Source organism: Pontibacter rufus, assembly GCF_015694705.1.
Classification (GTDB): domain Bacteria; phylum Bacteroidota; class Bacteroidia; order Cytophagales; family Hymenobacteraceae; genus Pontibacter; species Pontibacter rufus.
This window is the reverse complement of the sequence record NZ_JADQDR010000003.1, coordinates 298439-320502: the sequence shown is the minus strand read 5'-3', so window position 1 is coordinate 320502 and position 22064 is coordinate 298439. Positions and strand designations below refer to the sequence as shown.

The 22064-nt window shown below is 49.8% G+C and carries 19 protein-coding genes; 3 read left to right on the top strand and 16 right to left on the bottom strand.

Annotated features, from left to right (window positions below; genetic code table 11):
• Window positions 1-105 precede the first annotated feature (105 nt).
• Window positions 106-1623, bottom strand: a complete 1518-nt coding sequence (locus I2I11_RS07530; protein ID WP_230679960.1) for a GH3 auxin-responsive promoter family protein — start codon at window positions 1621-1623, stop codon at window positions 106-108.
• Window positions 1624-1651: 28 nt separating this feature from the next.
• Window positions 1652-2383 (bottom strand): LPS export ABC transporter ATP-binding protein, encoded by a 732-nt coding sequence (gene lptB, locus I2I11_RS07525; protein ID WP_196267068.1) that lies wholly within the window; start codon window positions 2381-2383, stop codon window positions 1652-1654.
• A gap of 196 nt (window positions 2384-2579) precedes the next feature.
• On the opposite strand from lptB, the gene I2I11_RS07520 reads away from it, so the two are divergent.
• Window positions 2580-3392: a glycoside hydrolase family 25 protein gene (locus I2I11_RS07520; protein ID WP_196267067.1), complete on the top strand. Its 813-nt coding sequence runs from the start codon at window positions 2580-2582 to the stop codon at window positions 3390-3392.
• 481 nt (window positions 3393-3873) lie between these two features.
• Here I2I11_RS07520 and recJ read toward each other — a convergent pair whose 3' ends face one another.
• The 11 genes from recJ to I2I11_RS07465 all read right to left on the bottom strand — a co-directional run bounded on the left by recJ (window position 3874) and on the right by I2I11_RS07465 (window position 17174).
• Entirely contained in the window at window positions 3874-5580 is a 1707-nt protein-coding gene (gene recJ / locus I2I11_RS07515; protein WP_196267066.1) for a single-stranded-DNA-specific exonuclease RecJ, read from the bottom strand.
• A 315-nt stretch (window positions 5581-5895) separates the two neighbouring features.
• The gene (locus tag I2I11_RS07510) at window positions 5896-7704 is read right to left on the bottom strand and encodes a tetratricopeptide repeat protein (protein WP_370582940.1); all 1809 of its coding nucleotides are present in this window, start codon (window positions 7702-7704) and stop codon (window positions 5896-5898) included.
• Between the two features lie 150 nt (window positions 7705-7854).
• On the bottom strand, window positions 7855-9963 hold the full coding sequence (locus I2I11_RS07505) for a peptidylprolyl isomerase (protein WP_196267064.1): 2109 nt from the start codon (window positions 9961-9963) through the stop codon (window positions 7855-7857).
• Between the two features lie 76 nt (window positions 9964-10039).
• Window positions 10040-11341, bottom strand: coding sequence for a hemolysin family protein (locus I2I11_RS07500; protein ID WP_196267063.1), 1302 nt, complete (start codon window positions 11339-11341; stop codon window positions 10040-10042).
• 14 nt (window positions 11342-11355) lie between these two features.
• Entirely contained in the window at window positions 11356-11529 is a 174-nt protein-coding gene (locus I2I11_RS07495) for a hypothetical protein (RefSeq protein ID WP_196267062.1), read from the bottom strand.
• Entirely contained in the window at window positions 11526-12065 is a 540-nt protein-coding gene (gene lptC, locus I2I11_RS07490) for an LPS export ABC transporter periplasmic protein LptC (RefSeq protein WP_230679959.1), read from the bottom strand. The genes I2I11_RS07495 and lptC overlap by 4 nt, the downstream gene beginning before the upstream one ends.
• 400 nt (window positions 12066-12465) lie before the next feature.
• Window positions 12466-13758, bottom strand: coding sequence for a BamG family beta-barrel-assembly machinery protein (bamG, locus tag I2I11_RS07485; protein ID WP_196267061.1), 1293 nt, complete (start codon window positions 13756-13758; stop codon window positions 12466-12468).
• The gene (locus I2I11_RS07480) at window positions 13751-14470 is read right to left on the bottom strand and encodes a type III pantothenate kinase (RefSeq protein WP_196267060.1); all 720 of its coding nucleotides are present in this window, start codon (window positions 14468-14470) and stop codon (window positions 13751-13753) included. Before I2I11_RS07480 ends, bamG begins: the two co-directional genes overlap by 8 nt.
• 3 nt (window positions 14471-14473) lie before the next feature.
• Window positions 14474-16111, bottom strand: coding sequence for a pseudouridine synthase (locus I2I11_RS07475; protein ID WP_196267059.1), 1638 nt, complete (start codon window positions 16109-16111; stop codon window positions 14474-14476).
• A 97-nt stretch (window positions 16112-16208) separates the two neighbouring features.
• Entirely contained in the window at window positions 16209-16772 is a 564-nt protein-coding gene (gene scpB / locus I2I11_RS07470; protein WP_196267058.1) for an SMC-Scp complex subunit ScpB, read from the bottom strand.
• Between the two features lie 12 nt (window positions 16773-16784).
• Window positions 16785-17174, bottom strand: coding sequence for a TraR/DksA family transcriptional regulator (locus I2I11_RS07465; RefSeq protein ID WP_196267057.1), 390 nt, complete (start codon window positions 17172-17174; stop codon window positions 16785-16787).
• A gap of 369 nt (window positions 17175-17543) precedes the next feature.
• Between I2I11_RS07465 and I2I11_RS07460 the strand changes: the two genes are divergently transcribed.
• Window positions 17544-18131: a DUF3575 domain-containing protein gene (locus I2I11_RS07460; RefSeq protein WP_196267056.1), complete on the top strand. Its 588-nt coding sequence runs from the start codon at window positions 17544-17546 to the stop codon at window positions 18129-18131.
• Window positions 18132-18269: 138 nt separating this feature from the next.
• On the opposite strand, the gene ribH is transcribed toward I2I11_RS07460, so the two are convergent.
• The 3 genes from ribH to pdhA form a co-directional block, all read right to left on the bottom strand.
• A complete protein-coding gene (gene ribH, locus I2I11_RS07455) occupies window positions 18270-18746 on the bottom strand; it encodes a 6,7-dimethyl-8-ribityllumazine synthase (protein ID WP_196267055.1) in 477 nt (158 codons plus the stop codon).
• Between the two features lie 184 nt (window positions 18747-18930).
• Window positions 18931-19650, bottom strand: a complete 720-nt coding sequence (locus I2I11_RS07450; RefSeq protein ID WP_196267054.1) for a tetratricopeptide repeat protein — start codon at window positions 19648-19650, stop codon at window positions 18931-18933.
• 116 nt (window positions 19651-19766) lie between these two features.
• The gene (gene pdhA / locus I2I11_RS07445) at window positions 19767-20816 is read right to left on the bottom strand and encodes a pyruvate dehydrogenase (acetyl-transferring) E1 component subunit alpha (RefSeq protein WP_196267053.1); all 1050 of its coding nucleotides are present in this window, start codon (window positions 20814-20816) and stop codon (window positions 19767-19769) included.
• A 121-nt stretch (window positions 20817-20937) separates the two neighbouring features.
• Here pdhA and recF point away from each other — a divergent pair, with 121 nt between their 5' ends.
• The gene (recF, locus tag I2I11_RS07440) at window positions 20938-22044 is read left to right on the top strand and encodes a DNA replication/repair protein RecF (RefSeq protein ID WP_196267052.1); all 1107 of its coding nucleotides are present in this window, start codon (window positions 20938-20940) and stop codon (window positions 22042-22044) included.
• Window positions 22045-22064: the final 20 nt, after the last annotated feature.

Sequence of the window (22064 nt, the reverse complement as noted above, 5' to 3'; positions counted from 1 at the left end):
TGAAAACTTCTATCCATACAGCCACAAGTTACGCTGCGCTAAACTTGCGGCAGAAGTGGCAGGAGTAATGGCAATCAATTATCCTAACGTTTAACTCTCAAGGCTCTACAACCCGCTTATTTGCATCATCTCTTCCAGGTACTCGCGGGAGTTGCTCAGGCGCGGAATTTTGTGCTGCCCGCCCAGTTTGCCTTTGTGGCGCAGCCAGTTGGTAAATGTGCCTTTCGGCGCAGCGTGCACTTTGGGTTCCTGCAAGGCAATGTCGTTCTGGCGCTTGGCATCGTAATCAGAGTTTATCTCGCGTAGCGCCTCGTCCAGCACCTGTGTAAAGCGTTGTAAACTATGTGGTTCCTTTTCAAATTCTATCAGCCATTCGTGGCTGCCGCGCTTGCCGCTCTCCATATAAACGGGTGCCGCCGTAAAATTGGTGATAATCGCGTCTGTGGCCTTGCATGCCTTTATGATAGCTTCTTCGGCATTCTCTACAATTACTTCTTCTCCGAAAGCATTAATGAAATGTTTGGTACGGCCAGAAATTTTGATGCGGTACGGACTCAGGCAGGTAAACCGGATGGTATCGCCGATTTTATAGCGCCACAGGCCTGCGTTGGTTGAAATTACGAGCGCATAGTTTTTGCCCAGCTCCACCTGGTCCAGCGTCAGGGCTTTGGGATTCTCCTCCTCCAGTTGGTCCATGGGTATAAATTCATAGTATACGCCATAGTCCAGCATCAGCAGCATTTCGTCTTCTGTGCCCGCCTGATCCTGTATCCCGAAAAAGCCTTCTGAGGCGTTGTATACTTCCAGGTAATTCATTTTATCTGAAGGAATGATTTCGCGGAACAGCTCGCGGTAGGGGCCAAATGCTACGGCTCCGTGCGTAAACAGCTCCAGGTTAGGCCATACTTCCAGGATGTTACTTTTGCCCGTTACCTCCAGTATGCGCTTCAGCAGTACATAAGTCCAGGTGGGCACGCCACTTATGCTGGTTACATTTTCCGGCACCGTCAGTTCCACCATCTTCTCAATCTTTTCTTCCCATTTGTCCATCAGCGCTACTTTCAGCGGCGGCGTGCGCAGGGCTTCTGCCCATACAGGCAGGTTCTGCATAATCACTGCCGACACATCGCCACACGATACTTTTTCGTTCAGTTCGCTGGGGCGGTGGCTGCCGCCGATGGAGAGGCCTTTGCCGGAGAAAAGCTTGGTTTCGGGGTATAGGTTTACGTAAATGGAGAGCATGTCTTTGCCGCCTTTGTAGTGGCAGTCTTCTAAAGACTCGGGGCTAACCGGAATATACTTGCTGCGGGCGTTGGTGGTGCCCGACGATTTGGCAAACCATTCCACTTTACCTGGCCACAACAGGTTCTGTTCCCCTTTTATTACGCGCTCAATGTAGGGATACAGGCTTTCATAGGTGCTGACGGGCACCCGCTCCTGAAACTCCCGCACCGAATTTATACTTGCGTAGCCGTGCTGCCTGCCCCATTCGGTACTTTTGGCCGTGCTGATCAGGTTTTGGAATAACTCCTCCTGCACATCATGCGGGTATTTCCGAAACAGATCTATCTGGTGAATCCGCTTCTTTATCACCCACGTTACAATCGAATTGAATATCTCCAAATTGATGGATGGCTAAATGGTTAATTTGCTAAATTTTCCGCTTCAACTCGAAGTGCTTGCCCAGGTATACGCGCCGCACCTGCTCATCAGAGGCAAGCTCTTCGGCAGTGCCGGACTTCAGAATTTTCCCTTCAAACAGCAGGTAGGCGCGGTCGGTAATAGAAAGTGTCTCGTTTACGTTGTGGTCGGTGATAAGGATACCGATGTTTTTGCTTTTGAGTTTGGCCACAATGCTCTGAATCTCTTCCACAGCAATGGGGTCTACCCCGGCGAAGGGCTCATCAAGCAATACAAATTTAGGATCTACGGCCAGGGCACGGGCTATCTCGGTGCGGCGGCGCTCACCTCCCGACAGTACAATGCCCTTGCTTTTGCGTACGTGCGTAAGCGAGAACTCCTCCAGCAGTGACTCTACCTTTTCGTGTTGCGCAGCTTTCGGCAGCTTCGTCATCTCCAATACCGACAGGATATTTTCTTCGACCGACAATTGCCGGAAAACAGATGCTTCCTGCGCCAGGTAACCCACGCCCCGCTTGGCACGCTGGTACATGGGCAGGTCAGTGATATTTTCATCATCCAGGAAGATCTTGCCGCTGTTGGGTTTCACCAGGCCCACAATCATATAAAAAGAAGTTGTTTTGCCGGCGCCGTTCGGCCCCAGCAATCCCACAATCTCGCCCTGGTTTACCTCCACGCTCACATCGTTTACAACAGTGCGTGATTTATACTTCTTAAATAAGTTTTCTGCGCGTAGTATCATCGCTGCTAAATTACGCATTAAAGCTGCCGTGTGCAACGCCTGTACTTTGCCCTGCCCTGCCGGCAACACCTCTCTTTAATATTATTCATTTTATATCTTAACTCAACTAATATAATTTATGAAAGTAACGTTATACGCTTGCTTTGAAACGTATAAATGCCTAGTTTGAGTTTTGATTTTATACCAGCTTCTGCGCATGATATTTACGGTACTTCTTTCAGCTTCTCAAAAACTCCTTACACTAAGCTTTCTGCTGTACGCCGGCTTGCTGGGCATGCCTACAGGCGACGACAAAGAAGGCACAGATAAGGATGCTGACAAAAGCACAAGCATCAGAAACAGCGAAGCAAGTATAAGAGGCGTGGACGTATCGCGGTGGCAGAAAGAAATTGACTGGTCGCTGGTGAAAGAGGCGAATGTGTCTTTTGCATTTGTAAAAGCAACACAGGGCGATTTCCGCCTCGACCCATACTTTGCCCGCAACTGGGAGGAAACCAAACGCATGGGCATCAAGCGGGGCGCCTATCATTATTTTAAGCCTGAAGACCCCATAGAAGGCCAGATCGAGATTTTTATACGCACAGTTACGCTGGAGCCCGGCGACCTGCCGCCGGTGCTGGATGTAGAAGTATCGGACTCCAGAATTCCGCCCCAGGAACTGCGCCAGAATATCCGCACCTGGCTGGAAGCTATCACAAAATACTATGGTGTAAAGCCGATTATCTATACCAGCCAGAACTATTACCGCCGCTGGCTGCAGGGTTACTTTCCGGAATACCATTTCTGGATTGCCCGCTACAGCGATGTACAGCCGGAAACGCATCACACCGATTCCTGGAAGTTCTGGCAGTTTACTGATAGCGGCTCTATTGCGGGCATTAACTCCGCTGTAGACATGAACTTCTTTGCCGGCGATCTGGATTTGCTGTCGCAGTTGTGTATGCCTGAGTTTGTAGTGGCGCAGGAAAGCCCGCTCAAGCAGATGAAGTACATCCAGCCCCAACCGTAGACATCGTTATGTTTTTCGTTGATTGGGAAGTATAAAGCATCCTTTGATGCATATCTTCAACGTGCAATGTCAACTCGGATGCCTTGTTTCACTTGTGGTGGCTCCTCATACACTCGCGGGAGCTGCACACACCGCGAGGTCATGTAAGCAAGTATCTCAGTTTAGCTATTTAAGTCCTGATTGGATTACAATCCTGGAAAGTAAAACGGCATTATAAATCCCGCTCAGCATTTATAGTAAGTCAGCAGGTATAAATTGATTTTGAAGGCTTGGTATCTTGCGAAAACCTCGCAGTGTGTGCAGCTCCCGCGAGTGTTTGTACCAATCCCCTGTAAATTATACTTTGAAAGCGACATAGCGCTAAGAACTATACTTATCCCTCGTCTTAAAGGAATTTATCCATCAAAAAACCGCCTTTGCATTTAATACATGGAAGATGCTTCTTACAGGTATAAACGCCGCTGTTATATGTCGGTTATACTTACTTCACCCGGATATCTTTGATGCGCAACTGCAGTGAGGAAACTCCTTTATAAATATTTTCTTCTACGGTATAACACACATCAAACGGAATGCCTTTGGAAATAGCTTTGTAGTAATCGCTCAAGCCGAAGCCGATGGCATCTATACTATAAAAGCCGTCCTGCGTCAGGCGCAGTTTGAGGTGCGAATCGCCTACTACGCGCAGGTTGCCTGTATCATACACGCATTCCGATACAAACACCGGCCGCATGTTGCCCGGCCCGAACGGCTCCATCTGCTTAATGATATTGTAAAAGTTGCGGGTAATCTGGCTGAGTTTGATGGGCGCGTCTATTTCAATCTGCGGAATTTTCTGATCGGCCGTAATCGTATCGGCTACTACCTGCTCAAAGCGCGCTCTGAAGGCTGGCACATTCTCTACGGGCAGCGTAAGGCCGGCTGCATACATGTGCCCGCCAAACTGCTCCAGCAAATCAGCACAGCTCTCGATGGCGCTATGCACGTTAAAGCCGTGTACGGAGCGGGCCGAGCCGGAAGCTTTGCCGTTGGAGTGCGTCAGGATGATGGTGGGGCGGTAGTATTTTTCGATGCAGCGGGAGGCCACAATGCCGATCACGCCTTTGTGCCAGGTTTCTTTGTAAAGCACTGTTGAGTTGGCAGAGCGTAGAAAATCATCTTCTTCAATCATCTGCAGCGCCTCTTTGGTAATGTTGCTGTCCTTGTCGCGGCGTGCTTTGTTGGACTCGTTGATGATATCTGCCGCCTTAATGGCTTCTTCCTTGGTTTCGGCCAGCAGCATGCGCACTGCATTTTTGGCATCTCCCATACGTCCGGCCGCATTAATGCGGGGTGCGAAACCAAACACAATGCTGGTAATATCCATCTCGCCACTGATGCCTGCCAGTTCTTTCAGGGCATCCAGGCCGGGCCGCATGGGTTTGGCCCCGTTCAGCAGTTGCAGGCCATAATAAGCCAGTATGCGGTTTTCGCCGGTGATGGGCACAATGTCAGCAGCTATACTTACTACCAGCAAATCCAGCAGATCATAAACTTGTTCAGGGGCAATGCCATTTTGTATGCAGAAGGCCTGTATCAGCTTAAAGCCAACGCCGCAGCCTGACAGCTCTTTATAAGGGTATGGGCAATCGACGCGTTTGGGATCGAGCACAGCTACTGCCTGGGGCACATCTTCGTCCGGCAGGTGATGATCGCAGATAATAAAGTCTATCCCTTTAGCAGAAGCATAAGCTACTTTATCGGCTGATTTAATGCCACAGTCGAGGCTAACGATAAGCGTAAAACCGTTTTCTGCCGCATAATCTACGCCCTGTACCGATACGCCGTAGCCCTCTTTATACCTGTCCGGAATGTAAAATTCTACTTCCGAAGTGTGCTGCCGCAGGAAACTGTACATGAGCGCCACAGAGGTAGTGCCGTCCACATCATAATCGCCGTATACCAGTATTTTCTCTTTATGGTGCAGGGCTTCGCTCAGGCGGTTTACGGCCCGATCCATGTCCTTCATCAGGAAGGGATCGTGGAGGTCGTCTAAGCTGGGGCGGAAAAAATGTTTGGCTTCCTCAAAGGTGCAGATGCTGCGCTGGCACATGATACCGGCAAGCGTGGGACTAATCTTCAGGCTTTGGGCTAATTGTTCTACTGCCTCTGCCGGCGCCTGCCGGGCATATTCCCACCTCTTGTCCATATACATTCTTCCGCTTAATTTGGCTGCAAAGGTAGCTAATTTAACAGGATTCCGGGGCAAAAGCCACCCGGCAGTTGTATCCCTTCCCCTGAATTTCGTACTTTCGCATCCGTATAACAGGTTTGCCCGTGAAACGATTCAGAGACTTTTTCAAAAAGTATAAAAACTATTCCCTGGACCTTATCATGTATGGGTTCTTCCTGCTTTTTATACTTATACTTTTCATATTCTTCAGCTAAGCTAAGCAGGGGATCGGAAGGATGTTTATACTTTGTTGATCATCCTGAAGAAAACAGATAAAACCCGTGCCAGACTTTAATTAACCTTATCGCCGCGCAGCTTGCGGAAGCGTTTGCGGGCTTCTGCGGCATATACGCTTCCCTGGTATTTCACCAGAAACTGGTTGTACAGTTCCTTCGCCTTTTCCGGCTCATTCAGGTTACTTTCGTAAATGTAGGCCATTCTGTAGAGGGCATCGTCGCTCAGAATATCGTTTTGCGGATTGCCCGTTATCTTCTGCAGGTTCGCTACAGCCTGTTCAAAATTGCCCTCACGCTCATAGATTTTTGCTTTCTGGAAGTATATTTCATCTGTGAGGCTATGGCCCGGATACTGCTGCAGCATCTTATCCAGCGCTGCCTGCGCCTCGGGTAGCTTGTGCTGGAAGATCAGTAAATCAATGGCGGCGTAGTCCTGCATGGCAGCCGTGGAGGTGTCGAGGCCGGTATTGTCGGTGATGAGCAGGCTCAGGTCCATGGCATCGTTGGCAATTTCGCGGCTGGTCGCCAGTTTCAGAATATCCAGGTGCGCCTGCGCCAGCTCAAAATCGCCTTTATAATAGCTAAGCCGGGCATTCCGCAGCTTGGCCTCGTGCCCGATAGGTGTATCGTCGTTAGCTTTTTCGACCTGAGCATACAATAAAGTGCTTTCCCAGGGCTCTCCTTTCAACAGGTAGATGTCGCCGAGGGTCAGCTTGCTCTCTGCTACCAATGCCGGGCTTGCCTGCGGCATGTTTACAGCCTCCTGCAGTAGCGCAATAGCTTTGTCTTTATCATCCAAGTAAAAAGCATACAGGTTGGCCATGTGCTGCAGCACCTCCACTGTTTGGGCGTTCCGGCCTACTTCCGCTAAAAGCGCTTCATAATCGGCAATCAGGCTGCGTACCTTTTGCAAATCCACCGGGAAAGTATGCTGCACCTGCTCCTCTCGCGCATTAATCAGGCGCTGGCGGGCTATCAGGTAATATGGCCCTTCCGGGTATTCTTTGATGATGTACTCGTAAGCCTCGATAGCGCCCTGATAATCTTCGTTTTTAGCGCTGATGGCGCCCAGTTCCATTACCCTTGCGCCGCCGCTGTGCGTGCGCCTGTCTACAGCACGGGCCTGCAACATGGCACTGTAAAAATCACGGCGCTGGATGTATAGCCAGACCAGCAACTCGTTTAAGGCAAGTTTATCAGGATTCTGCTGCACCCGTACCAGCAACTCTTTTTCCAGCACGTCAAAATCCTCTTCTTTTGAGAGCGTATTTTGCAGCATGTTCTGCACATAAGGCAGTTCCTGATCGTCCTGTGCCAGCAGGTTAAGCACCTCTGGTATCAGGCGGTCGCTCTTGCGCTGGTAAGTATAAAGTGCTATGAGGGCATGATTATACTCCAACGGATTCTTATTAAGCTCACGGCCACGCAAGTATGTTTTCTCGGCATAGTCGTACAACTCATTCTGCATGAAAACACTGGCTACGGCAATTACTTCTTCAGGCTTCAGTTGTTCCAGCAGCTTGCTAAAGTATTTCTCGGCCCCGACCTTGTCGCCCGCCGCCTGGTATACCAATCCTAGATCCACCGCGTAGCCAGGCACGTCAGGATAGCGTTTGATAGTTTTCTTTACCAGCTTTTCAGCCTCCTTGTAATTGCGCCGGGCCAGCAGCGTGCGCAAGTAATCCGGGTACACCGCTTCAAACAGGCGCGGCTCTGCTATCAACTTGCTGTAAAGTGCCTCCGCTTTGCCATAATCGCCCTGGCTGAAATACTCGCGAGCCAGTTCCAGTTCCTGTGTCTGGGCTTTTGCTGCCGGAGCAGCCAGCAACAACAGGGCAAACAATAAGATATAGTATGATTTCACAAGCATAGTTCTCTTAGAACGATAGTATGGCTAAAGATGATGTGCAGATTAGGGTATAAAATATAGCTTCAAAACAAGACTGCTCTGCCACTAAAGCAAAAAGCCACTCTTTACAGAATGGCTTTTTGCTTTGATGATTCGATAATGTGGTTAAAAGAACTTCACGCGGTTATCTTTGATATCGGATTTTTCTTTAATCGCCTCAAATGCATCGTTTGCAGCCCGTGTTGCGCGTGTGGCAACCAATTGCTCTTTTACGCTGGCCAGGTTGTCAATCTCAGGCGCTTTGTTCAGGCTTACCAGTTCCACTATCATCACGCCGCCCTGACCCTCGAAAGGAGCAGTTTGTGCACCCGGCTTCAGGCCGAAAGCTTTGCCCACTGCAACCGGCTCGATGCCGATGCCGGGTATAGCGCCGGAAGCAAATGTTACACTATCAGCTGATTTCACCATAGCTTCAGGGCCATAGCTGGCGGCAATCTGCTCCAGGGTACCTTTGCCGGTTTTTAACTTCTCAATAATTTGCTTTGCTTTTATTTCGTTGCGCACCGCGGCAGTCAGTTCTTCCTTGATGTCTTCCACATCAGCATAGCCTTTTTCACGTTTGCCGGTAAGCGTAGCCACTACAAATTGATCATCAATTTCGAACACAGGCGATACATCTCCTATTTCGGTATCTTTGCTGTAAGCCCAGCGCACCAGTTCGCGGGCATTGTTCAGGTTGTTTACCAATACATTGTTTTTGCCGATGTTGGCGGCTTCTTCTTTTACCAGCGACTTGTCTTCAGCAACATTCTTTCTGAATTCCTCTGTGCTTCCGCTGGTACCGGATAACTTATCGGCAATGGCGTAAGCAGCATCGCGGGTTGCTTCGCTTGGCTCGATGCTGCGCTGTACGGCTGCAATTTTATAGGTCTCGTTTGTTTTAGGCGCTGTTACCTTTACAATATGATAGCCGAACTCTGACTCTACCAGGTTTGGCAGCAGGCCTGTTCCGGAGAAAGCAAATACCGGCTTCTCGAATGCAGGCACCATGCGGCCTTCTGAAAACCAGCCTAAATCGCCACCCATAGCAGCTGTGCCATCGGTGCCATACTGTGCTGCCATCTGGGCAAAGTCAGCACCGTTCTTGATCTGGTTCAGCACGTCCTGCGCCTTTGCCTTTGCAGCAGCTTTGGCTTCCGGCGTGTCGTTCTCGGGCTTAATCAGGATGTGGCTTGCTTTTACAGTGCTTGCCCCTTCTCGGGCGTCAACTACTTTATACAGCGCCATTGTGCCGTTGTTGGTGTAGGGGCCGTATACTTTGCCCTCCTGCAGCGGCATTTGCTTGCGCAGTTCTTCTGGCAAATCCCCCGGTGTGCGGTAAGTGCCATCGTAAGGCTGGTCGGAGTTCATGTTTACGAAAGCAGAGTCGTTGTCCGCTGAGGCAAACTGCTGCGTGAGCTGCGCAATTTCCTCTTTGGCGTACGTGCTGTCTTCAACAGAAGCGCTCACCGGTATGGTAACATACTCCAGCGAACGGCCTTCTTCCACTTTATATAAGTCTTTATGGCTGTCGTAGTAGTCCTGCAACTGCGCATCTGTTACCGTTACCGAAGAGTCGGGTACGGTGAAGTATGGCACAAACAGCGCCTTGATGCTGGCGGAAGCATTCTGGGCGTTGTAGAAGTTTTTAGCCTCTGCCGTAGTCACGTATACTGTGTTGCTCAGCAGGTTGGCATACTTGGACTGCAAACGATCTGACAGAATGCCCTGCTCAAAGTTCGTCCACATCGGGCGGGCGTTCGGGCCCATCTGATCGAGGTTTTTCAGGTACTGTATTACCTGTGTGCGGTCAAACTCGCCGGTTTGCGGATTGGTGAAAGCCTGCTTAACGGCCGGGTGGATGTTGTTGCCCTGCACCATATCGGCCAGTTCATCATCTGTTACCTCAATGCCCAGGCGATCATACTCCTTCTGCAAAGCTATTTTAAAGATAAGCTGGTTCCAGGCCTGCTCCCGTATCATGGCCAGTTCGCCTTCGTTGGCGGCGCGGCCTACCTGGTTCTCGTAATTTGCTTTTGCCTGCTGGAATATGGCGTCAAACTCCTGGTATTCTACCTTCTCGCCGGCAATCTCGCCTATCACGTTGGCGTCGTTGCCCATCAGCCTGGAGTTGCCTCCTAACAGGTCGCCCCCAACGATAAATACACCAAGCCCCAGGGCAATGGCGCCGACAGCCCAACCCGACTTTTCTCTAATCTTATTAATTAATGCCATTCTGTAGTTAACTTATAAAAAGGATTGTGCAAAATAAGGTTAATCGCGCTAAAATTCAAAATTTTTATAGCTACGTTTATGCATCAGCATCTGCCTGAGCCACTGTGTTTTTCACCAGCTTCACGGCATTGATGCGGTTCTCGTCCATCGAGAGGATGGTGATGGTATAAGCCGCCACGGTTATTTCGTCGCCGGGCAGCGGTATTTCGCCGTAAACAGAGAGTATCAGGCCGCCCAGCGTTTCGTAATCTCCCTCTGGCAGCTCCAAATCATACTTCTCGTTCAGGTAGTCAATTTCGATGCGGGCAGAAAACAGGTAAATGCCTTTTTCGGGCCATACCTGCTCCAGCAGGGCATCGTTTACGTCATACTCGTCCTCTATCTCCCCGAAAATTTCTTCTATTACATCTTCTACAGTAACTATGCCAGATGTCCCGCCAAATTCATCCACCACTACTGCCACGCTGCGGTGCTCCGACACGAAGCGTACAAACAGCTCACTGGCCAGCATACTTTCAGGCACCAGGCTCACCGGCGAGAGGATTTCGCTTATACTTGCCGGCTGCTTAAACATGTCGAGCTGGTGGCAATACCCTATAATGTTGTCGATGCTGTCTTTGTAAACCAGTATTTTGGAATGGCCTGTCTCCACAAAAGCCTGCCGCAGTTTGTCTGTCGAGTCGCTTACCTCTACGGCTTCTACCTCGGTGCGCGGCACCATACACTCGCGCACCCGCACGGTTTTAAATTCCAAAGCATTGTGGAAGATGAGCGGATCTACTTCCGGGGCATCTTCCTGCTCAGGGTAATACAAGCGGTTTTTGATGAAGGCGTTGAGATCCGTAAACCCAAAAACGGGCTTCTCCTCCGAAAACTCAATCTGAAAGATTCTTTCTGCCACCCATTTGCTCAGGCTCACAATCAGGTATACCACGGGGTAGAGCAGGTAGTAGCAGATAATAACGGGCACGGCCAGCACCTGCAGCATGCGGTTAGGGTTGATGGCAAACAGGCTGCGCGGCAGAAATTCGGCTGTGAGCAACACCACCATAGAGGCAATCACGATCTGAAGCGCCAGCACCAGGATATCTATTTGCAGCGGCTCGGGCAGGTATAACAGCAGGAGTTTGTTAAGCACACTTGCAATGGCAAAGCCATACAGTACCAGCGCCAGGGTGTTGCCAATCAGGGTGGTGCCCATCAGGCGGGCGGGGCGCTGCAACAGGTAGCCCAGTATGCGCCCCGACAGCACACCGTTTTTTTCGCTCAGCTCAATTTGTATTCTGTTGGCCGCCATAAAAGCCAGTTCTATACCCGAAAAGAAGGCGGAGAACAGCAGCGCCACCAGCAGCAAAAGTATATGGTTGGGGTCTATCATGTGTAATAAATGGCTCAGGCGCGGTACTTCTTGCGCCGATACCACCAAAGTATAAACAGCACCAGCGCCACCATAAAAATCCAGTAGTTGCCTACAATATCATTGTAAGTTATACTTCGGTGCGCGCCAATAACGGCAGCAACAAACGCCAGCGAAAGTAAAATGCTATTCACTAATTTTTGGTTCATTCTTCTTTCAGGTTGATAATGCCTGTTGGTTTAAGTATACGCCAGTTTGTAAAATCCTGGTTCGCCCGCAACCCTTCTCCTGTCAGAATCTCCTCTGCTGTCGTAATCCGCACAAACTTATCTGTGTAGATTTTGCCTTTGTTCTTGTCCCAGTACAGCTCTTCGGTTTCCAGTTTCTCTTTCTTCTGCAGGTTTTCTACAATTACATTACCCCGGGCAATGTACAGGTTTTTCCGCTTGTCGTTTTTGCCATAATTGGCTTTCAGGGTGGAGGTAATCTGGCCTGGCTCCCCATAAAATTCTACATAAAGCCCCTTCGGAAACACGCCGTCGCCATTATCAAATTCCTGCTGCACCGGCGCTTTCAGCTTTATCTGCAGCCGGGCCGAGTCGCTGAAGAGCATAATTATATCGTGGTTCTCGACAAGCGGACCCTTATAAATCTCTACTTTGTCCGGGTCTTTTAACTCCTCGTTACAGCCGAAATTCAGGCAGGCCAACATGGCCACAAGGCTGAAAACCCATGCTTTGCGCATAGGCTGTTGTAAGTATAAAAACAGATATTTGGGTAGGTCAGGCAAGGCTTTTAAGTATAAAATAATGCTTCTGCAGCGAATCAAAGAAAATACAGCAAAAGATGAAAGATTAAAATTACAAAATCAGCTCACTAATGGCTTTATACGCAGGCATATTTACATTTTATACTTCAATAACATTGCCAGGCTAACTCAAGCCTCCATATCAGGAATAAAGCGCTGATTAAAGGCAAGAAGCAGACAGATACATTATTACTGCTCTATACGCATCTTCTTCTCTCTGTATAAGCAGCAAGCTTTATACTCATTTCTCCTCCATATCTGCTTTTAGCCATTAGCAGAAGCCACAAAAAAGGCCGCTCCAAGAACGGCCCTTATACTTTTTGCTATTGCTATTTTGTTATTCTATTCTGCGCTTGATAAACCAGCGGCTGTTGATGGTAATGCCGGCGCTAAACTGAAAGTATCGCTCCGCAATCAGGCCGTTGGCTGTTGTGCCGCGCTGCCCGTAGCCGAGTGCGGCGTTTAGCTGGTATAAATCATAAATGGTAGAGCGGCCGATGGGCAGGGTAAAGCCTACTGTTACGCCTTTGTCTTTCACCTGCGTTCCGTTTACCTCATAAGGCGTTTTGCCATAGTATAAACCCCCGCGGTATGTTATACGTTGCAGGTAACTTCCGATAGCGGTAGCATCAGGTGTAAACTCTCCGCCAACGGCCAGGCGGTAGCTATCTGCCAGTTCCTGCTCCCCGTCAAAGTTACGGAATTTAGACCACTGCTGCGTTGAGAAATCGGCTACCAAGGTCATGTTGGTGCCATTATCCAGCGCTATGCCTGCCTGCCAGCTTTGTGGCACCAGCACCTTGCCATCTGCACTGTCGGGCATGATGTTTTCGTCAATGATGCCGTCGTAAATGGTCCTGCGCTCATAAGAGTTTCTGCGGTTGGCATTCATCTGGCGCTCAAAACTGTAGGTACCGCCTACGCTCAGGAAAAGCTTTTCTTTCAGTTCGTGCCGGTAGTTAACACCGCCTTTGAAAAGGAAATCATGGTAGCGGGTGCGCTCACTATACACCACACGCTCTGTAGACAAGCCTGAAAGAGAATCGTCCTGTATCAGGGAAGAAGCTTCTTTGGTGATGGTGCCAAAAATGTAAGAGGCACTGGCGCCTACCGTCAGCCCTTTGGCAATTCTAACACCATTCCCAAAACTCAGCTCCGACAAGCCACCCTCTCCTTTATATCCCTGCACCACGCGCGCACGCGGATTTGCCTGGAGCGGCATAACAGCATTTATCTCGTAAGACACATCGCTGTAAGGCCGCAGCGACAAGGCCGAGCTCCAGCGTTTGGAAATAGGCACCACCAGCGACAAGTTAGCCAGGTTGGCATTGCCGTCGCGCTGTGTCTGCTCGCCATTGCTGATAGTTTTAACCTGTCCGCGGATGCCCATGTCGAACACCGTAATGCTGTTGTAGTAGAGCAGGGCCGGGTTCGAAATATTTGCCTGGTAACTGTTGGCTGCGCTTATGCCGGCGCCCGCCATACCTGCGTTGCGGGCATTGCCCGGATTGGTATTAATTTCTCCCAAACCATAACGGGAGTACGGAGTGTTGCCAATATATTGCGCCTGTGCGGCTGGCGCCACACATAGCAGGGCAAGCCCTATCAGTACTCGGAGTGTTTTATACATTATATACTAAAATTCTGTGAAGCCCGATCAAGACCAGTTCAGGAATTGCAAAGATGCGTCCTTTTAGCGTACTTTCAAAAAATTCAGCGTCGCCGCCACAAAGTATCACCACCAGGCGCGGCGCTTTTTGCATGTATGCCGCAATCAGGCCGTTAAGTTCGAAGACAGAGCCGGCCAGCACACCACTTAAGATAGATTCCTGCGTAGTTTGCCCGGTGAGCGTGAAATCGTTTTCGATACGCTGTACTAACGGCAGGCGCTCCGTAAAAGTATGCAGGGCTTTGAATTTCATGTTCAGCCCCGGCGAGATACCGCCGCCATGGTAGTTGCCCTCGCTATCAATAAAATCGTGCGTAATGCAGGTGCCTGCGTCCAGTACGAGGCAGTTGCGGCCCGGGAAAAAGTATGCGGCGCCTGCGGCGGCGGCTTTCCTGTCGGCTCCCAGCGTTTGCGGCGTTTTATACAGGTTGCCAACAGGCAGGGCTGTCTGCGCCGCCAGCTGCACGAGCTTACCGGAAACAGACAGCCCCTGCAAAATAGTGTGCGGGTTTTCGGCTACCGAAGCAACAATGGCGTTATCGAAAGTCTGGCTTTGCAGTGCCTCCGGCAACTGGTTTTTATCAGGAAAATAACCCTGCTGTACCAGCGCATCCCCCTCAAAAAGGCCATACTTGGTGCCCGTGTTGCCTATGTCGATAGCGATGCTCCGCATTTTTTACATAAAGAACTTCAGGCGGACAACTTCTTTTTCGGTTAAGTAGCGCCAGTTGCTACGCGGCAGATCTTTTTTGGTCAGGCCGGCATACTGCACGCGATCCAGGCTGACCACATCATAGCCCAGGTGCTCAAAAATACGGCGCACAATGCGGTTGCGGCCAATATGAATTTCTAACCCTACAAACTTGCCTGTGTCGCCCAGCAACGCCACGTCGTCTACGTCCGCTTTGCCGTCTTCCAGTTCCACGCCCTCAGCCACTTTCAGAAAATCTTCTCTGGTAATAGGTTTGTCCAGCTCTACCTGGTAGATTTTCTTCACATTGTTAGAGGGGTGCGTCAGCTTCTGAGCCAGTTCGCCGTCGTTGGTAAACAGCAGCAGGCCGGTGGTGTTACGGTCCAGGCGGCCTACCGGAAAAATACGCTCCGAAGAGGCGCTGGCCACCAGGCTCATCACTGTTTTCCGTCCTTCCGGATCATCCGTCGTTGTCAGGAAATCTTTCGGCTTGTTTAGCATCACGTATACCAGCTTCTCGCGGTTCAGTATTTTTTTGCCATACTGTATGGTGTCAGCCGGCTGTACTTTAAAGCCCATCTCTGTTACTACCTGGCCGTTTACCTTTATCTCACCGGCCTCAATCAGCAAATCAGCCTCACGGCGCGAGCAGATACCCGCATTGGCAATATAGCGGTTCAGGCGAATCGTGCCGTCATCTTCTTCCTTAATGTTGGATTTCTTAATGCGTGTGTTGTTCTTGTAGCGGTTCAGGTTATAGTCCGGCGTTGCAGGTGCGCTGTCACGCTCATCAGCACGGCCCCTGCTGCGGTCATTGCCTTCTGGCCGGCCGCTGCCTTCTGCCCGGTAAGGTTTTTTATCGCCAAAGCTGCGTTTCTCGCCATAAGCGGGCCTGCTGTCGCGGCCTTTGTAAGGGCGGCCCTCACCGGCCCGGCTGCTATTTCTGCTATCTGCATCAAAAGAACGGCGTTCTCCTCCCTCACGCCTGTCAGGACTAAAAGAGCGGCGGTCGCTGTTTTCTTTTCTGTCTCCGCCTTCGCGTCTATCGCCATAAGGGCGGCGCTCACCGCCTTCTCTTTTACCGCTGTAGTTGTTTCTGTCTTCGCGTTTATCTCCATAAGAGCGACGCTCGCCGCCTTCACGGTTATCACCGCCGGTGCGATCGTCTCTTCTCTTGAGGCTGAAGGACTTTATTCCGCTGTTTTCGCGGCGTTCACTCTGCTCCTTTCTGTCACCGGACTGGCGACGGTTTGTCCCTTCGTTCCGGCTGGCGCCAAATGGCTTTCTGTCGCCATCATCACGTCTCGGACGGTCACTACTAAAGGTGCGCCTGTCGCCGTCTCTATCGTTTCTTCTGTCCGCGCCGAACGGCTTTCCTGCGCTACCTTCCCGGCGATCTCCGCCAAAAGAACGGCGTTCACTACCTTCTCTTCTGTCGTTATCTCTTCTGTCAGGATTGAAAGAGCGGCGTTCACCGCCTTCGCTTCTTTCAGGCTTGTCTCTTCTGTTAAATATCTTTTTACCGTCGCGATCGTTATTTGGCCTGCCGGAATTATTCCTGTCAGCGCCTCTTCTGCCTTCGCCGGCGTTGCCGCGCGCAGGTCTTTCGTTGTCTCTTGCCATATTATATTAATTATCGATGCAGTATCGCTACTGTACCCTGGTGTGCAGCACTATGAAATTGTAATGATTTATACTTTGCTGATTAAAGCCGGGCTGGCTAATCGGCCACTTCCCCAATGATGTTTTCTTCGGTGGCGAAGTCTTTTAGCTGTGGCAGGTCTTTGATGTGGTTGATGCCGAAGTAGTCCATAAACTTCTGAGACGTGCCGTACAGCACAGGCCGCCCGATGGTTTCGGCTTTGCCTTTGATCTCGATAAGCTCTTTTTCCAGCAATTTATGGATGGCATAGTCGCAGCCCACGCCCCTGATCTGCTCTACCGCCGATCTGGTAATGGGCTGCTTGTACGCGATAATGGCCAGCGTCTCCAACGAAGATGCTGACAGCTTTTTCTTTGATTTCTGTTTGAGGAACGTGCTCACGGTATCCTGATACTCGGGTTTGGTCAGGAACTGGTAGCCGCCGCCAATCGCATAAATCTGAAAGGCAAAATCTGCCTCCAGCAATTGTTCATTTATACCTTCTATCGCCTCCAGCACATCGCTCACCAGCACCTCTTCCAGCCCCAGCGCCTCCTGCAGGCAGCGCTGGATGTCCTCGATGCTGACAGACGACTGGGCGCAAAAAACAAGCGCCTGGATATGACTTTGCAGAATATTCAAGGTATAAATGTGTTAGTCGTTGCGCTGAAGCTTGGCTTCAATGGTATGCTGCGTGTGCGGCACAGCGCGTAAGCGCTCTTTCGGGATAAGCTTGCCGGTAACAATGCAAACGCCATACGTGCCGTTTTTGATGCGGATAAGGGCGTTCTCCAACTGCTGGATAAACTTCATCTGGCGCGAAGCCAGCTGGTTGAGGTTTTCCTTTTCAGCAGTATCTGCGCCATCTTCCAGCACTTTGGTAGGCGAGGCCGTGTTATCTGTACCAGAGTCGTTTTTGCGGCTCAGCGTGTCCTTGATAAAAGCTACTTCTTTGCGGGCGTTAGTCAGCTTCTCAAGTATAATTTTCTCAAACTCGTTTAGCTCCTCTCTGGAGTAACGCTGGTTTCCTTCGTTCGTATTCATTCGGTTGTGTTAAAGAACTATATTAAAGCTATCAACTATCCTACACTTTGGGCAAATCAAACAAAAGTTGCGCTCTGTTCTTTGCGGCATAACAGCAGCAAACGCTTTTTAGTTTAGTTTGAGTTTACAGGCAGCCAGATCTATACTTCAGAAGTAGTATTTTGGCTAAATTTCGTGCAAAAATAACAGATATATCCATACTTTACTATGCCTTGCATCTAATTTAACTTTTTTTCTGCCTGATTTTCGGCTAACCATGGCTGTGCCGCTATTTGCTAAATGCTTGTAAATCTGGAACAGATGTTGTTAGCTTGCATCTTAAGCTATAGAAGCATGAATTCGCTTCTCTTAAAAACTGCAAACAAGCACATGAAAAGAATTATCCTATTATTGGCCGCAGCCTTTGCCTTAGCTGCTGCTCCTTTATCCAAAACAGTTGCGCAGGCACAGGCGCCCGGCAAAACAGTGCTCAAAATAAATGTGCTCAGCCCCTTTGTAGCAACGGGTTCAGGCTTTATAGAACATGCTTTCGGCCCGCATGTCAGCGGGCAGTTTGGCGCTTACATCACGGGCGCGTCGGTATCAGGCGTCAGGTTTAGCGGTTATGGCTTTACACCTGAGGTCCGTTATTACCTGTCGGATTACAAACCAGCTCCGATGGGCTTGTACGTTGCCGGTTATGGCCGGATCCTGAACTATGAACTGACCGGAAAAGACAAAGATACCGGGAAGGAGTATAAAGCCTCCTACACGCCCGTCGGAGCCGGCGTAGCGGCAGGTAACCAATGGATTTTTAACAGCGGCCTGACTTTAGACATTTTTTTAGGAGCTGGCTTTAACGGCGGCAGCCTGAAGATAAATACAGGTACAGAAGACGATTTCGATACTGGTTTTCTGAACCTGCTGGGCAGTGGCTTCCGGGTGCGGCCGGGTATAACAGTGGGATATAGTTTCTAGACTAGGATTTTGGGATTTCAGAATGAATAGGATGACTATAAGTAGAGACGCAATATTTTGCGTCTTGCCTACTCTACAGTGTTTCCTGAAATCATACTTTATAAATCCTAGTAATCCCGAAATCCTAAAAATCCTAGTCTAGAAACTCAGCATGTGGATGGCGGCGGCGGCGGCTTCCACGCCTTTGTTGCCGTGCTTGCCGCCGGCTCTGTCCAGGGCCTGCTCTAAGTTATTGGTAGTTACCAGGCCAAACGACACAGGTTTGTTATACTTGAGCGAAACAGTAGTTAAACCGTTTGCCACCGCGTGGTTGATATAATCGTCGTGCTTGGTATCGCCTTTTATCACCACGCCAATACAAATTACGGCATCTATGCCCTCCTGCTGCGCCAGAAATTGTGCGCCCAGCGTTAGCTCGAAGCTACCAGGTACAGTGTTGCGGAAGATATTTTCTTTCTTGGCGCCATGCTTTAGCAGTGTATCAATGGCACCTGTGCAAAGCACATCCGTAATGTCGTTGTGCCAGTCGGCCACTACAATGCCAAAGGTTTTATCAGAGATGTCGGTAAAGTTTTCTTTCTGATAATCGTTCAGGTTTTTTAGCGCTGTCGCCATAGTTCGTTTTGGTTATTCGTTTATCGGATTTGTAAACTGCTCTTCCATGTATTGCAAATCTAAGGAGCAAAGGAATACACTTTCCGGGAGTATAAAAAAGCGGCTTTCTACAAAGCAAGAAGCGCTTTTGCCTTTACGAAAGACAAAAGCGCTTCTTTTATACTTCGGCTCAAGCCGTTTATACTTACTCTTTGGTGGTACCGCCAGCCAGCATCTCAGCGCGGGCTTTATACTTCTTGGCGTCGTTTACTTCGGCAGAAGCTACATAGTCCGTAATAATCTTATCGTAGGCTTCAGCAGCAGCTTTGTAGTTGTTGTCTGCCTCGTAAGCAATGCCGGCCTTCATTAAATACTGTGGCGAGAAGTATGGATTAGGCTTTTCGTTGGCGGCTTTGAGGTACATATCAGCAGCTTCCTTGTTTTTGCCCTGCTCCAGCAGCGCGTCGCCTGTCAGGCTGTAAGCACGGGCCTGCATCAGGTAATCGTCCGATTCAAAATCCTTCAGATGCTCAACGGCTTCAGCAAACTTACCTTCTTTGAGCAAAGCTACGCCGGCATAAAAGTCAGCTAAGTTGCCCGCTTTTGTTCCGCCATACTCCTCTGATATAGCCAGGAGGCCATCGTACTGGCCGTCGCCGTTTAAAGCACGGTTCAGCGAGTCTGCCTCAAAATAATATACGGCCGGAAACATGGCGCGCTGTGCTTCCGCATTTTGGGTACGGCGGTAATTAAAGTATAAAAAGCCTCCTACTATCACAGCAGCAACCAGGGCAAATATACCGAGCAGCATCGATTTGTTTCTCTTCACAAAATCCTCGGAGCTCGCAAAGCGATCTGCCAGTGCATCCGGGTTTTCTACCAGCTCCTCAAAATCGCGGTGCTTCTTAACTGTTTCTTTAGCCATTAGTACAAATAAATTAGAATCTCAAAATTAGAAATTAAAAGTGATTAGAATCAATACTTATAAATTCTGAACACCAAATTTATAATTTTTAATTCCTGACTGTAATAAAATATGGTTTAATCCATGATATATGGATAGTCACTCTCCGCATAAATATCGGTATATAACTCCGATGGGTCCGGGTAAGGCGATTCTTCGGCAAATTTTACCGCCTCGGCCACTTTTTGTTTTGCCTGTTCGTCTATCTGCTCCAGCTCCTCTTCCGTAGCCCATTTGTTCAGCAGGATGGTCGCTTTCACGGCTTCTATCGAGTCGCGGCTTTTGTAATCTTCCAGTTCTTCCTTGGTTCTGTACTTGGCCGGGTCCGACATGGAGTGGCCTTTGTAGCGGTAAGTTCGGAACTCGAGCAGGGTTGGGCCCTCGCCGGCACGCGCACGCGCAGCCGCTTCGGCTACAGCCTCATGCACGTTTTCTACCGACATGGCCTCTACCGGGAAAGATGGCATATCGTAGCTTTCGCCCAAAGTATAGAGCTGCTGCACGTTAGATGTACGCTCCACGGATGTACCCATGGCGTAACCGTTATTTTCAATCACAAATATTACGGGCAGCTTCCAGGTCATAGCCATGTTCAGGGCTTCGTGGAAAGCTCCCTGGCGCACGGCGCCGTCGCCCATATAGCAAATGCACAGGTTGCCGGTTTTGTTATACTTCTCGGCAAATGCAATGCCTGCGCCCAGCGGCACCTGCGCGCCTACAATGCCGTGGCCGCCCATAAAGTTCACTTCTTTATCGAACATGTGCATAGAGCCGCCCTTGCCTTTGGAGCAACCGGTAGCTTTGGCAAACAACTCGGCCATAATAGCGCCCGGATCAGTACCCAGCGCCAGCGGATGTGCGTGGTCGCGATAAGCCGTAATCCATTTATCGTCTTTGGTAAGCGCTGTAACAGCGCCCGCCACGCAGGCTTCCTGGCCAATGTACAGGTGGCAGAAGCCTTTTATTTTCTGCTGGCCATACAGCTGGCCTGCTTTTTCCTCGAAGCGGCGCATGAGTTTCATGTTCTCATACCACCACATGTAGGTTTCTTTTGAAAACGTGGGCTTAGCCTGTACCTTTGCTTTTGCCGGCGCCACTTTTTTTGCCTTATCTTTCGTATCAGCCATGGTAATGTCTTTTATAGTTATCCGTTAGCAGCCCGGCATTGTAAGCCCCTGTAATGTGGCCGCCATAGTCCGCACGGTTGAGCATGCGAAATTAAGGAAAAAGATATCAAAGTAGAAACGAATGCTCCTCGAAAATCTAAGTTTGCTGTTTTTCAAGAATTATGAAGAAGCTGCTGTCAGCTTTTCAGAGCATATCAACTGCTTTATCGGCGACAACGGCAGCGGCAAAACCAACCTGCTGGACGCTATTTATTACCTTTCCATGACCAAGAGCGCCTTTCCGGGCACCGACGCACAAAGTATAAAACAGGACGCCGATTTTTTTATGGTGAAAGGCCGTTTTCTCGTAGAGGGCGAAAAACATACCGTGCAGGTTAGCCTGAAGCAGGGCCAGAAAAAGACAATTACCCACAACAAAGCACTTTATGATAAGATGAGCGAGCACATCGGGCGCTTTCCGGTTGTACTTATCTCGCCTTACGATACTGATTTGATTCGCGAGGGCAGCGAGGAGCGCCGCAAATATTTCGACAGCCTTATCTCGCAGCTCAACCACGTATACCTGGAGCAGCTTATACAATATAATTATGTGCTGAAGCAGCGCAACTCCCTATTAAAGCAATTTGCCGACCGCCACTACTACGACCGCGATTACCTGCATATCCTGAACGAGCAGCTGGTGCCTTTTGGCGAGCAGTTGGCAGAGGCGCGCGAAAAGTTTCTGGCGGAATTCGTGCCGATTTTCCAGAAGCATTACCGCCACATCTCCGGCAGCAGCGAGGAAGTAACGCTTACCTATAAAAGCCACTTGCCCGGCGCCGACTTTGCGCAACTGCTGCACCAGGCCGAGCGCAAGGATTTGGCCTTGCAGCGCACCACGGTGGGACCACACAAAGATGATTTCGTGTTTCTGATGGATGGCAACCCCGTGAAGACCTTTGGCTCGCAGGGGCAGCAGAAAAGCTACGTAATTGCCCTGAAGCTGGCGCATTTTGAGGTAATGGCCGCCAAACACCACCACAAGCCCCTGCTCCTGCTCGACGATATCTTCGACCGCCTCGACGAAAAACGCATCACGCAACTGATGGAGATGGTGGCCGCTCATACCTTCGGTCAGATCTTCCTGACGGACACACACCTGGAGCGCACCGACAAGATTTTGGAAGGCCTCTCGGAGAGTATCCGTAGATTTGAAGTAAAGGAAGGTACCGTGAAGGTAATTGGGTAGTTGTTGAATGGTTACTTTAT

Excerpts from the sequence above, each read along its gene's own strand:
- lptB (WP_196267068.1), bottom strand. The coding sequence starts at position 2,383 with ATGATACTACGCGCAGAAAACTTATTTAAGAAGTATAAATCACGCACT.
- I2I11_RS07520 (WP_196267067.1), top strand. The coding sequence starts at position 2,580 with ATGATATTTACGGTACTTCTTTCAGCTTCTCAAAAACTCCTTACACTA.
- recJ (WP_196267066.1), bottom strand. The coding sequence starts at position 5,580 with ATGGACAAGAGGTGGGAATATGCCCGGCAGGCGCCGGCAGAGGCAGTA.
- I2I11_RS07505 (WP_196267064.1), bottom strand. The coding sequence starts at position 9,963 with ATGGCATTAATTAATAAGATTAGAGAAAAGTCGGGTTGGGCTGTCGGC.
- I2I11_RS07500 (WP_196267063.1), bottom strand. The coding sequence starts at position 11,341 with ATGATAGACCCCAACCATATACTTTTGCTGCTGGTGGCGCTGCTGTTC.
- I2I11_RS07495 (WP_196267062.1), bottom strand. The coding sequence starts at position 11,529 with ATGAACCAAAAATTAGTGAATAGCATTTTACTTTCGCTGGCGTTTGTT.
- lptC (WP_230679959.1), bottom strand. The coding sequence starts at position 12,065 with ATGCGCAAAGCATGGGTTTTCAGCCTTGTGGCCATGTTGGCCTGCCTG.
- bamG (WP_196267061.1), bottom strand. The coding sequence starts at position 13,758 with ATGTATAAAACACTCCGAGTACTGATAGGGCTTGCCCTGCTATGTGTG.
- I2I11_RS07480 (WP_196267060.1), bottom strand. The coding sequence starts at position 14,470 with ATGCGGAGCATCGCTATCGACATAGGCAACACGGGCACCAAGTATGGC.
- I2I11_RS07475 (WP_196267059.1), bottom strand. The coding sequence starts at position 16,111 with ATGGCAAGAGACAACGAAAGACCTGCGCGCGGCAACGCCGGCGAAGGC.
- I2I11_RS07465 (WP_196267057.1), bottom strand. The coding sequence starts at position 17,174 with ATGAATACGAACGAAGGAAACCAGCGTTACTCCAGAGAGGAGCTAAAC.
- I2I11_RS07460 (WP_196267056.1), top strand. The coding sequence starts at position 17,544 with ATGAAAAGAATTATCCTATTATTGGCCGCAGCCTTTGCCTTAGCTGCT.
- ribH (WP_196267055.1), bottom strand. The coding sequence starts at position 18,746 with ATGGCGACAGCGCTAAAAAACCTGAACGATTATCAGAAAGAAAACTTT.
- I2I11_RS07450 (WP_196267054.1), bottom strand. The coding sequence starts at position 19,650 with ATGGCTAAAGAAACAGTTAAGAAGCACCGCGATTTTGAGGAGCTGGTA.
- pdhA (WP_196267053.1), bottom strand. The coding sequence starts at position 20,816 with ATGGCTGATACGAAAGATAAGGCAAAAAAAGTGGCGCCGGCAAAAGCA.
- recF (WP_196267052.1), top strand. The coding sequence starts at position 20,938 with ATGCTCCTCGAAAATCTAAGTTTGCTGTTTTTCAAGAATTATGAAGAA.